Origin of the sequence: Microcoleus sp. A6-C6 (assembly GCF_036705955.1) — a bacterium.
GTDB lineage: Bacteria > Cyanobacteriota > Cyanobacteriia > Cyanobacteriales > Microcoleaceae > Microcoleus.
This window is the reverse complement of the sequence record NZ_JAUBVR010000118.1, coordinates 1-12304: the sequence shown is the minus strand read 5'-3', so window position 1 is coordinate 12304 and position 12304 is coordinate 1. Positions and strand designations below refer to the sequence as shown.

The following is a 12304-nucleotide window of genomic DNA, read 5'->3' as shown; positions in this document are numbered from 1 at the left end:
GTTAAGACTTTGGATTCAATCCAGTAAAGCAAAACTTTCCATTATATCATAAAATTATTTTGCAAGAGGTCTAGTTAGTGCTAACTCAACTTTTCTAGTGTAGCCGCGTGGCGGATCTATATAATTTTCAGGGAGAGATTCACCCGTCTTAGCAATGCAACGAATTTTCATAACTTGATTACCTAAAGATTTTTAGGTGCTGTTTTAGGATTCAGACAATCTCAAATTCCAGATTGTGATTCTTCACAAAATCAAAGGTAAAATGATCGACCACATTAGTATCGCTCAATTCCAGATTATAAAAATCCACAAAATCCGCATCAAAATAAGGCCCAGCGTGCCAAGTTCCCACATCTAACTTAATAAAACAACTACCCGGAATCCGAAAAGCAACAATATCCTCCAAACTCGGTTTATCCCTATCCCCAGGAGGTGCAACCGCCATCAACCAACTCTTCCCATCCAGGGCCCCCAAACACTGAGTACATTCAACGTGCCGAGTAATTTTACCAAACTTGCGACCGTTCTCATGCAACCGCATAATGTAAAATCTAGGCATACCATTGCTTAAATTTAACCGAGCATCCTCATCATCAAAAAACTTACCATCAAAACTCGCAGAAATAACTTGACCATAACTCCGAAAATTCTCCGATGTGATCAATTGTGCCAGCAATTGCTTAACCGAAACTAATGTACTCATAAATCCCAAAATCTCATCAAAAGCATAATACAAATACTCCTGTATCTCCCCTCTCTGCGCCCTCTGCGCCCTCTGTGGTAAAAAAAAATCTAATTCACCTTCTCGCCCAAAATAGCATTACAATCAAACTCAGCACACCGCTGCAAAAACCGAGCCGGAATATCAGGCCTCGCCCCCCAATGCAAATGCAAATAAGAAGCATGAACTTGATAAACCCCCCAACCCTCAGCAACCGCATCAACCTCCCCCCGCTTGCCGTACCTCCAACTGTGATAAACTGGATTAGTCGGTTCTACAGTTAAGTGCGATCGATGAAACTCATGTCCCCAAACCTCATCAAGAGCAGTTAACACCGAACTATCCCTCACCGCCACAGCCTCGCGGTATCCAAGCGTCAACCGCTTTCCCATCGCAGCAGCAGCAGGCAAAACACCCACCCCTTGCCAAGAATTCCCATCGAAGCCTACAATAGAATCGCACAAATACATCAAACCGCCACACTCCGCATAAGTCGGCATTCCCGCACAAATCGCACTTCTGACAGCATCCCGAATTAACACATTATTGCTCAATTCCTGAGCAAACACTTCGGGAAAACCGCCACCAAAATACAACCCTTGCACATTGTCAGGAAAAACCGAGTCATCAAGGGGACTCCAAAAGACCAATTCGGCGCCCAATTCTGCCAATAAATCAAGATTATCCTGATAGTAAAAATTAAAAGCCCGATCGCGCGCAACTGCAATCCTCACTCCAAATTGTTTTCCCAAAGAGTTGACAACATCATCTTTTTTAGTTATAATATCGTAAGGGAGACTGTATCTACCCGAAAGTTGCTCAGACCCCTCACCCCCCCCGATAGGAGTCGCAGCCAACAAAGGCAAAAGTTGCTCCCAATCAAAACTAACAGCAGCCAAATCCGCCAACTTATCGATCGCAGCCCGAAGATTCGGCAACTCCTCAGCAGGAATCAAACCCAAATGTCGATCGGGAATAGTAACAGCCTCATCCCTACGCAAAACGCCCAAAATAGGTAAATTGAGCGGTTTTAGAGCATCTGTAAGCAACTCCAAATGTCGATCGCTAGCCACCCGATTCAACACCAAACCAGCGAAATTAAGATTTGGGTTAAAAGAACGAAAACCGTGGGCGATCGCAGCCACAGAACCAGAAAGTCTGCTGCAATCTATCACAAACAATACCGGCAAATTCAGCAAACAAGCAACATGAGCCGTAGAAGCAAAAGAAATAGAATAATTTTGTTCTGCTTCTGCTTCTACTTCTGTGTTTCTGACATCTGTCTTCCTGACATCCGTTACATCCGTTAAATCCGTTACAGAATCCGTTGCCGAACCCTTCTTTCGAGACACCCCATCAAATAAACCCATTACCCCTTCAACCAAGGCACAATCGACATCTTGAATATGGCGGTAAAAACACTTTTTCACATAAGATTCAGACGTTAAAACCGGGTCTAAATTTCGACAAGGGCGGCCAGTCACAAAAGCATGAAACATCGGATCGATGTAGTCCGGGCCCACCTTAAAAGATTGCACATTCAAGCCACGGCGGATTAAATAAGCTAAAAGGGCGATCGTAACAGTAGTCTTTCCCGCACCGCTGCGTTCGCCAGCAATTACTAAACTCATAATTCTACTTAGTTACAATAAATACTGAAAACAGATAGTTGATAAAGTTATGAGTATAGCTCTCTAATCTATTAAATAATGCCTTAACGAACCGCGAAGACACGAAGAACACGAATAAAGAAAGAAGAATATAAAGTAGAGCAGACATTGCCTGCCCCACTGAATATTAACTCAATTCCTTCTTCCTTATTCTATCCGTTACATCCGCTACAAAATCCGTTGCCGAACTTCTCTTTACCGCTTAGCCAACTTCAGCATCCGGGCCGTCACCGCCAAACTTTCCTGATAAAGCACATCCCGGCCCCAACTCTTCAAGTGCTGGCCGAGCAACTGTTCCGTCACCTGGTCAAACAGAGGAGTCACCTGGTTAAATCGAGCGGTCTGAGCACCACCTTTCGTTTCCATCCGCATACAGCCCCCGGTTTCCGAACACAGAACCGTACCGCAGTCAGCATTCTCGTTTGTAGAATTCAAACGCAGAGCAATCAAATCGCCGGGGACATCGCCTGTATCAGCAGTGGGAATCGCTGCTAACTCAGCTTCTACAACCCGTTCGTCGGCACCGGCAAATTTAATTCGCTTGATTTGATAATCGCCCTCTTCTTGTTTGAAAGCAACCGGACGCCACCCAAGCCTGCTCGCCAGCCAGCCCAAATACATCAGTGCTTGACTAGAATTGCCCTTTTCGTAATCTATCGTCACTCGATCGATCTCTTGAATGGCGGCCCGACGTTCCGGCGGATCGAAAGCCTCCGCAGCCAATTCCTGCCACGCCGCCAGCCTGCGCCAATTTAGATCGGCGATCGGAATTCCTTCCTCGATCAGACTTTGCATCAACAGCAACTCCGCCTCCTCCTCAGCAAAGCTGCTAGAGTCGATAATCACAGAACTGCTAGTTTCCGCCAGCCGCTGGAACAAACCTCGATCAGCATCGGGATGAGCCTTCCACCACAGCAGTGTCGGCAAATCCGAGATCGTCAGCGCCGTCACGATCGCGCTCACCCGTTCCAGAGCAGCTTCCGTACCCCGGAGCGTAATATACTCGCAGCAGATCAGATTGCCGCTGTCGCGCTTGTGAACCGGACAATAAGCAGCCACTTGAGCCTGCACGCCCGTGTCTTCCCCCGCCGTCGGACACAGAGCAATAATCCGGCAGGGATTCGCAGCTACGATCGCGTCCGCAACCCCCGAACCCGCCGAACCCAAGCCAGTCGAACCCAAAAGCTCTCCCTTGGCATTTTTGTGAGCCACTTCTTCCCGCAAAGTCGCCAGCAATTCAGCGCTAGGCTTGCCAGTTCTCGGCATTCCGTAAGATTTTTGAGCCGCCCTGATGCTAGATGCCGTCATCGGCCCGCTAATACCGTCAATCGGCCCTTCGTAAAATCCTAGATCCGCTAATAAATGCTGAGTTTCTTCCGGTTCGTAGACTACAAAAGTAAAAGTTGTTGCCCTAGTCGCGATCGGAAAATCGCCCTTTGACCCAGCTTCTTTGTAACTTTCCCAGATTTGACTCAGTTCTGCCTCTATTTGGTCGATCGACACATCTTTAGGATTTTGCAGCGAAACCAAAGGCGGAGCTTTCATCGGTGTCATCGTCATAAATTTTGTCTCCTTTCTTATTAGTCATTGGTCATTGGTCATTGGTCATTGGTCATTGGTCATTAGTCATTGGTCATTGGTCATTGGTTATTGGTTATTGGTTGTTGGTTGTTGGTTATTGGTTATTGGTTATTGGTTATTGGTTATTGGTTATTGGTTATTGGTCATATTGTCCGCTCGCGAAGTCGAAGGGTGGTCATTGGTTATTAGTTATTAGTCATTAGTCATCTTGCCCGGTCGCGAAGCCGAAGGGTGGTAATTAGTCATTAGTTATTGGTTATTGATTACAAAAAACTAACAAATAATAACCAACAACCAACAAATAATAACCAACAACCAACAACTAACAACCAACAACCAACAACTAACAACTAACAACTAACAACTAACAAATGACAACTGACTCTTAAAGTCGTCGCCACTTGCGGCCGTCTCTGTTAATTAGCAGTTCTGCCTCCGTCGGTTCCCAAGTACCCGCTTCGTATTTAGGCACCAAACCTTGATCGTTGGACGATTCCCAAGCCATCAGCGCCGGAGTTACCACCCGCCAAGCTTCTTCTACTTCATCAGAACGAGTAAACAAAGTTTGGTCGCCCAGCATACAATCAATCAAAAGGCGATCGTAAGCATCCGAAGATGTCACCCCAAACGAAGCACCGTAACTGAAATCCATATCCACCGTCCGCGTCCGCAAATCCGGCCCCGGCATTTTCGCCTCAAACCTCAGCGAAATTCCCTCGTTGGGATGCACCCGCATCGTCAAAACGTTAGGAGCAGTTTGTTGGGCGGCAGACTGAAAAATTAACAGTGGCACTTCCCGAAACTGAATCGCAATTTCGCTAACTTTTTTCGGCAACCGCTTACCGGTACGCAGGTAGAAAGGCACTCCCTGCCAGCGCCAGTTGTCAATCATAAACTTCATCGCCACAAAAGTCGGCGTTGTCGAATTGGGAGCAACCCCCGGTTCTTCGTGATAACCGGGAACTGGTTTGCCCTTCATCCACCCTGCGGAATATTGACCGCGAATCGCGGAAAACTCCAAGTTATTCAAATCTGCCAAGCGAGTTGCTTGCAGAACCTTCATTTTTTCGGTGCGGATGCTGTCAGCGTCGAGGGAATTCGGCGGTTCCATCGCCGTCAAACAGAAAATCTGCATCAAGTGGTTTTGCAGCATATCCCGCAACGCCCCAGAGGATTCGTAGTAACCCGCCCGGTCTTCTACGCCCACTGTTTCTGCAACGGTAATTTGTACGTGATCGACAAATTGCCGGTTCCACAGGGGTTCAAAAATCGCGTTGGCAAACCGGAACACCATTAAATTCTGAACCGTTTCTTTACCCAAATAGTGGTCGATCCGGTAAACTTGCTGTTCTTGGCAAACCTTCTGCACCACACGGTTGAGAGCTTTTGCCGAACTCAAGTCGCGGCCGAAGGGTTTTTCAATTACCAAGCGGTGTTTTACTGGATCGGCCAGCATTTGAGCCTCCCCCAGTTGTCGAATTGCTTCTGGGAAAAAGTTCGGGGAAACCGACAGATAAAATATATGATTGCCGCGAGTTTTCCTTTCTTCGTCGAGTTCCGCTAAGAAAGTTTTGAGTTTTTGATAGCTTTCGGGGTTGTCAATGTCGCCCGGACAGTAGTACAAACCTTTAGCGAAATCTTGCCACAATTCCTCATCGCCAATACCGCCACCAAATTCTTCAATGCCTTCGCGCATTTGCTCGCGGAAGTAATCGTGACTCCAAGGGCGGCGGGCTACTCCCACGACGGTAGTTTCCGGTGGCAAGCGTCGATCGCGCTTCATCTGATAAATTGCTGGTACCAGTTTGCGCTGGGTGAGATCCCCAGAAGCTCCGAAGATTACCAGAATTTGTGGTTCTGGCACCCGTTCTTTTCGCAAACCGACCCGCAGTGGATTTTCAAGTATCGCTACCATTTATTTTCCTTTTGCTTCTAGTGCTGTTAATCTTGCCAATACCGCGTGATAGTTCGCCGTCATTTCTGCTAATTGCTGAGTCAGAGAGTTAATCTGCCCTTCATATTCAGCTTTCATTTCAGCCCTAACTTCCGCCCGGATTTTTATTCTCTCAGCAGCCAGTCGAACTTCCCAATCTTTATCCCGTTGTCGTAGTTCAGCTTTTAGCTGCCTGTTTTCGGCTCGCAATTGCTCCAACTCCAAAGCCACCGCAGCAGCGCGCCGATCCCTTTCTTTGTTTTGATCTCTGATTTGCTGTCTGAGGTGCTGATTGTCCGATCGCAATTTCTCCAATTCTGAAGCACTATCCTTGGGAGTTCGATCGCTTCCTAGAGATGGAAATCGCTGTTCCACCAAACGCTGAACGGCTGCACCAGTGGGCATCCCGTTAAGCGATAACTCCAGAGCCTCTTGCCAAATTTCCAGTTGTAGCTCTGGCGAAAGTCCTGCTAGAGGACGGACTTGATTTTCCTTTGTTGGGATTTTGACACCCATTGGTGTCAAATTTTCGATAACCTGCGCTGCTGCAATAAATCGATGAGCCGTCTGTCTTGCTATGCCCCATTTATCGCGACAATAAGTCTCAAAACTTTTATAAGTTTCCCTGTAGAGTTTCTGTTCGCGAATCTCATCAAGGGCTTTGCCAACTTCATAAAATGTCTGTAAGCCATGATCCACGATTGATTCCAGTTCTTGAAGCCGGGCTCGTTCACTGACATCAAGTTGGGCGGTGGCATACTCGCTATTTTGTAAGGTATTGGTAGTCTGCATAGCAATTCCTCATTGGTAGGAGATGGAAGATTCGAGTCAAAGCTTCTAGCAGCAGTCTTCCTAGAGGAGGGGATATATTTTCCTCTCTAGGATTTTTGTCACCAATTGGTGTCATTTTTTTCGAGATTCCGGATTGAAAGCTCAACACTCCAGGGTCAAGATCGTCCTGGATTTTCCTCTCTAGGATTTTTGTCACCAATTGGTGTCATTTTTTTCGAGATTCCGGATTGAAAGCTCAACACTCCAGGGTCAAGATCGTCCTGGATTTTCCTCTCTAGGATTTTTGTCACCAATTGGTGTCATTTTTTTTGAGATTCCGGATGGAAAGCTCAACACTCCAGGGTCAAAGCAATTATCCGTTCCGACTCCTAAACGCTTCTGCCTTTAAGGATACAGATATGTCTCTAGGCAACTGGTGACAACTTTTGCACTTTCTCTTCCAAGGAATCCATCAGGGATTGGAAGGGGCTGACAAATTTCTCGATCCCGTCTAAGAGCAAGTCTGCCATCACTCCGTCCAAGTTGATGTCGATGTCGGGATCTTTGAGACTTTCGAGCAGGGTGTAAGCTTCTTCAACATTTTGCTCAATCCTGGGCGCGACATCGCAGTGATCGAAACAAGCTTCCACAGTGTTCGGTGGCAAAGTGTTAACGGTGTCGGGGCCGATTAATTCATCCACATACATCACATCGCTGTAGTTGGGGTTTTTGGTGCTAGTGGAAGCCCACAGCAAGCGCTGGACTTTGGCTCCTTTGGCAGCTAAAGCTTGCCAACGATCGCTCGCGACGATCTCTTTATACTTCTGGTAAGCTACCTTCGCATTGGCGATCGCCACTTTCCCCTTCACCGCTTCCAGTTTGGCTTTGGTGGAAATATCGGTAACGTTTTTGAGTTTCTCGTCAATCTTGCCATCAATGTTACTGTCGATCCGGCTCAAGAAGAAACTGGCAACAGAAGCAACATTGCTCACATCCAAACCTTGAGCCGCCCGCGCTTCCAAACCGCGAATGTAAGCCCAGAAGGTTTCGACGTAGCTGTCAACCGAGAACAGCAAAGTCACGTTAACGTTAATCCCTTCACTGATGACTCGCTCGACTGCCGGCAACCCTTCAGCGGTTCCGGGAATCTTAATCATCACGTTTTGTTTGCCGAGGGCTTTGTAATAGCGCATGGCTTCGCTAATCGTGCTTTTTGTGTCATTGGCGATCGTCGGTGGCACTTCAATACTGATGTAACCGTCCAAACCCTTCGACTCTGCGTAAACTGGGGCGAAGATGTCGCAAGCGTTGCGGATATCTTCAAATACCAGAGATTCGTAAATCTCCATCACAGATTTGCCCGCCCGGATGCCCGCTTCGATATCCGCGTCGTAAATTACATTACCCGCGATCGCTTTCTCGAAAATCGCCGGATTAGATGTAATCCCGCGCAGTCCCCGACTTTCAATCATCTGTTTGAGTTCGCCGGACTCGATCAGATCGCGAGTCAAATTGTCCATCCAGATACTTTGGCCAATTTCTTTGATTTCTAACAGGTGATTCGTTGTTGTTTTCGTCATTACTTTCGCTCCTACTATTTGATATTTGATTGAGACAACCGCAGATTAAAGGCAGATAAGTAGTGGAACACAATTAATTACACAAAATTTTGGCTACAAGCCTTCCTCCGTAAAGAAGCTGTATGTAATTAATTCTGTGCGATTACTTAAACACAGATAAACGCAGATAATTGGACGATCCGGCGACTGAAAGCAATGCAAGTCTATGATTCGACTGTGCGAGAATTGCGCGATCGATCTTGAATAAAAGACTCGACCATCGCGACATTTTCTTTACTGCCGATAATCAAGGGCGATCGCTCGTGCAGTTTGGTCGGCACTACGTCTAAGATGTCTTGAGTGCCGGTACTGGCGCGCCCGCCGGCTTGCTCGATCAAAAACGCCAAAGGAGCCGATTCGTAGAGCAAACGCAATTTGCCTTCGGGTTGTTTCACCGTTCCGGGGTACAAAAACACGCCTCCCTGGAATAAAATCCGGTGGAAATCTCCCACCAAAGCCCCGCCGTAGCGGGCGGTATAACCTTCGCTGCGGTGCACGTAGCGAATGTAGTCCCTCAAAGATTCCTTCCACTGCCAGAAGTTGCCTTCATTAACGCTGTAAATCGGGCCGCGTGAGGGAACTTGTATATTTTCGGTGGCTAGAATAAACTCGCCCAAACTGGGGTCGAGGGTAAAGGAATGAACGCCCTGCCCGATCGAATAAACCAGTATGGTACTGGGGCCGTAGAGTACGTAGCCGGCGCCGATTTGTTTGTGTCCGTGTTGCAGCAAGTCGGAGGCAGAACCGTCTGCATCGTCCCCCTCTTGCTTGCGGATGCTGAATATTGAGCCGACATCGAGATTGATGTCAAGATTGGAAGAACCATCTATGGGGTCGTAGAGCAGACTGTAGCGTCCGATCGGACAGTTTTCAGGAATGTAATAGGGTTTTTCCATTTCCTCGGAAGCCAAGCGACAGACAAGTCCGCTTTGCTGGAATACCGAGATAAACACTTCATTAGCATAGACATCCATCTTTTTGACGGATTCTCCCTGCACGTTCACAGCCCCTGTAAACCCTAAAGTATCTGCCATTAACCCGGCTCTGCTGAGTCGGCGCGCGATCAGCTTAGCAGCCAACCCGACGCGATTCATCAGAGCGCTGAGATCCTGAGCATCTGCTGAAAAGCTCTTGAGTTGCTGGAGTACGTGACGGGATAGAGTTGTGCAATCGCGGTCTAAGGATTGTACCTGTTCGGTCTGGCCGATACGGGTTTCCCCTGTTGGCGCGTTTACCATGATTTTGATGTCCTCCCTGTCTTGTGGCTCGCTCGTTTGGGATTTTTCAGGTGCTTCACACTTGCTCCTGAATCGGCTTTTAGGTCGATCGTCCCTAACTTCTATCTTAGGAAGGGTTTTGCGAAAGGGGGTGGAACTTTACGGGAATTTTAGATCCGCTCTGAAAAACTTACCCAAAACCCAATAAATCTGGACAAACCACACCTTGAAAAGTTTTGGAGTGGCAAAAAAAAGTTTCTGACCGAAAGACAAGCCCGCCGGGCCCCTGGCTTTAGACCTACCGTGTACACACAAGTCGAGTTGGAAATCAAATGACGGAAAGTCATGGAAATTTATTTTTTAAATCCTTGATTTTTCGTTAACTCTTATCAATAAACTAAAACTATTGATCAATAAATAAATCGTCTAAAAACCGGCTCTTCCGTACTTATTGTGCTAATTTTTCAGGAAAATGCCAAAAAAGTAATGCCCGTATTTCAAAACTTCTTAAATTTCTAAATCCAAAGCCACACCTTTTTAATAGCTTTAATTTAGTATTAATTCCCTCTACTATCCCATTAGTTGTTCTTTCTTCAAAATACCCCACAATCTCTCCAAACCATCTTTTGATTGTTTCTACACTCTTTTTATAGTATGGTTGTGCCTTTTTTAACCAATCTGTTAATTCTAATATCCCGTTAGCAAAATTATTATTTTCAAATAAAGAGTGAAGCTCTTCTTTTAAAGTGTGCATAGCTCCTACTCTTTGTGAAGCATCTTTTACTTGTTTTAATTTTATTTCTTGTTCGCTAGATAAGTCACTTTCTGCTTTTAACAATGTATATTTACTTCCTTTTAAACTATCCAATAATTTTGCTCTTTCTTTCGCTTTTAGCGATGATGCTGCCTTTTTTTGCTCAATTCTCGCCTAATTTAATTCCTCATGAATCATTTTTGTTACATGAAATCTATCTACTGTTACATCAGCATTTGGGCAAAGTTTTTTGACTAATGACTTATAATTACCTGTCATGTCCATACCATTTGTGACAAGTCAAGAAAAAGTGCAAATTGTCAAGGGGGTAGACAAAAAAAAGGTAAAATAGGCTGAAATATCTATCTGGCAAGCATTTGAGTCATAGTTGAACCCGTTATGAGTAGTAAAAAACGAATTAACCGAGACCATGCAAAGAAAAAAAATAGTCCCCAAATAGAAAATGAAGCAATCGCGAATCACCTGGAAGATTTATTAATTCCAGCAATGGCTGCCCAAAAAACTTTTTATCGCCAACTAAATTTAAGAGATAGAATTCTGACATTACCATTAATGATGGCAGCAATATTAAGCCTCTTATGGCGAAATGTAGCAGGAGTAACAGAATTAACCAGAGTATTAAATAGAGAGGGATTTTTATGGTGTGAGCCGCAAAAAATTAGTCAACAAGCATTATCACAAAGATTTTTAACTTTTCCCGCAATTTTATTTGAAAATGTATTTAAAGAATTACTACCTCATTTTCGTCATCAATGGTTGACAAGAAAATCAAGGCCCCTTCCAGATAGCGTACAATTTGCTTTAAAAAACTTTGAAAACATCTGGATAGCTGATGGCTCAACATTCTTTAGCATTATTTAAGAAACTACAAAGTTTATCAGACGTGCCCATTGGTCAATTAGCCGGAAAAATGGGAGTAATTATAGATTTAGTAACTCATCTTCCCCAAGAAATTTGGTTTTGGACAAATCCCAAACAAGCAGATACCCATGTTCGAGGAAGATTTACTGAAAGTAGTTAAGCCAAAAACCTTGCTGTTATTGGATCGAGGCTTTTATCACTTCGCTTTTTGGCAAAAACTCATCGACCAAGAAATTGGATTTATAACTCGAATCAAGAAAGGTGCATCCTATCAAGTCGAGCGGGTATTAACCAATACTTATGATGTCAAAGACCAGATAATTAAAATAGGTGCAGGCACAAAAAAACACCAGCTTTGAGTATAAGATTAGTACAGATTCGCTCTAAGAGTTCCTGGCGGTCTTATCTAACAAGTGTCCGAGAACCAGAAATATTACCCCCCTATGTGGTAGCAGATTTATATCAAAGACGCTGGCGAATTGAAGACGCATTTTGTACAGTAAAAAAATTATTAAATCTCAGCTATTTATGGACAGGTTCATTAAATGGAATCAAGCTGCAAATCTGGGCTACTTGGCTATTTTATGCAGTTTTAGTAGACTTGGGAGATGCTGTCGCGGATGAATTAGGAGTACCAATTGAACGGATTTCATTAGAAATGATTTATCGGGGGATGTATCATTTTTCGGTTACCTATCAAAAAGGATTAGCTTCTGACCTAGTTAAGTATTTTGCCCAAGAGAAGAATCAAGATTTAGGGATTGTTAAGCGACGGCGAAAACCTCATATCAGGCTAATTATTTCTCCTTTCCCTGGAACTCAAAGAAGTCCCGAACAATTTTTTTTCAATAATAAAGGAACAAATGGAGTCATATTTTAATTGGTTAAACAGGTAAAAAATGAGTAAAGTTACTCATTGACAATAATGTTTTTACCTTAACTTGTGAGTAATGTGTCCATACGTAAGAGAGTCCCACAGAATAAATGATCCTATAATAACCGAAAGATAATTTCAGTGTGTAGCCTATCTTAATTTCTCTAAAATCTATCATGAAACTGACTGAGTACCTAAAATCTCTTTACATCACAACAGCGAAAAAACTCAAGGGGACAGACAGACGACAATTCATGGCATTCGTAGTCAAAGGTTTGGGAA

General features: G+C 44.8%; 7 protein-coding genes and 3 pseudogenes. 2 read left to right on the top strand and 8 right to left on the bottom strand.

What is annotated here, in order from left to right; translation table 11 throughout:
- Nucleotides 1-211 precede the first annotated feature (211 nt).
- The 8 genes and pseudogenes from QUB52_RS27325 to QUB52_RS27290 form a co-directional block, all read right to left on the bottom strand.
- The gene (locus QUB52_RS27325) at nt 212-703 is read right to left on the bottom strand and encodes an ureidoglycolate lyase (RefSeq protein WP_265238698.1); all 492 of its coding nucleotides are present in this window, start codon (nt 701-703) and stop codon (nt 212-214) included.
- Nucleotides 704-792: 89 nt separating this feature from the next.
- Complete coding sequence (locus tag QUB52_RS27320; protein ID WP_265238696.1) at nt 793-2352, bottom strand: cobyrinate a,c-diamide synthase; 1560 nt, start codon at nt 2350-2352, stop codon at nt 793-795.
- 234 nt (nt 2353-2586) lie between these two features.
- Nucleotides 2587-3951, bottom strand: coding sequence for a glucose-6-phosphate dehydrogenase assembly protein OpcA (gene opcA, locus QUB52_RS27315; protein WP_265238694.1), 1365 nt, complete (start codon nt 3949-3951; stop codon nt 2587-2589).
- Between the two features lie 406 nt (nt 3952-4357).
- The gene (zwf, locus tag QUB52_RS27310) at nt 4358-5887 is read right to left on the bottom strand and encodes a glucose-6-phosphate dehydrogenase (protein WP_332975457.1); all 1530 of its coding nucleotides are present in this window, start codon (nt 5885-5887) and stop codon (nt 4358-4360) included.
- Nucleotides 5888-6697, bottom strand: a complete 810-nt coding sequence (locus QUB52_RS27305; RefSeq protein ID WP_332975458.1) for a hypothetical protein — start codon at nt 6695-6697, stop codon at nt 5888-5890.
- Nucleotides 6698-7101: 404 nt separating this feature from the next.
- Entirely contained in the window at nt 7102-8256 is a 1155-nt protein-coding gene (gene tal / locus QUB52_RS27300) for a transaldolase (protein ID WP_332975459.1), read from the bottom strand.
- Between the two features lie 203 nt (nt 8257-8459).
- Nucleotides 8460-9533, bottom strand: a complete 1074-nt coding sequence (gene fbp / locus QUB52_RS27295) for a class 1 fructose-bisphosphatase (protein WP_265238686.1) — start codon at nt 9531-9533, stop codon at nt 8460-8462.
- 427 nt (nt 9534-9960) lie between these two features.
- Nucleotides 9961-10545 (bottom strand): annotated as a pseudogene (locus tag QUB52_RS27290) (ISL3 family transposase).
- A 120-nt stretch (nt 10546-10665) separates the two neighbouring features.
- Here QUB52_RS27290 and QUB52_RS27285 point away from each other — a divergent pair.
- Nucleotides 10666-12028 (top strand): annotated as a pseudogene (locus QUB52_RS27285) (IS4 family transposase).
- A gap of 152 nt (nt 12029-12180) precedes the next feature.
- A pseudogene (locus QUB52_RS29360) lies at nt 12181-12304 on the top strand (ISAzo13 family transposase); the annotation flags it as partial.

Coding starts and splice junctions, on each gene's coding strand:
- QUB52_RS27325 (WP_265238698.1), bottom strand. CDS start 703: ATGAGTACATTAGTTTCGGTTAAGCAATTGCTGGCACAATTGATCACA.
- QUB52_RS27320 (WP_265238696.1), bottom strand. CDS start 2,352: ATGAGTTTAGTAATTGCTGGCGAACGCAGCGGTGCGGGAAAGACTACT.
- opcA (WP_265238694.1), bottom strand. CDS start 3,951: ATGACGATGACACCGATGAAAGCTCCGCCTTTGGTTTCGCTGCAAAAT.
- zwf (WP_332975457.1), bottom strand. CDS start 5,887: ATGGTAGCGATACTTGAAAATCCACTGCGGGTCGGTTTGCGAAAAGAA.
- QUB52_RS27305 (WP_332975458.1), bottom strand. CDS start 6,697: ATGCAGACTACCAATACCTTACAAAATAGCGAGTATGCCACCGCCCAA.
- tal (WP_332975459.1), bottom strand. CDS start 8,256: ATGACGAAAACAACAACGAATCACCTGTTAGAAATCAAAGAAATTGGC.
- fbp (WP_265238686.1), bottom strand. CDS start 9,533: ATGGTAAACGCGCCAACAGGGGAAACCCGTATCGGCCAGACCGAACAG.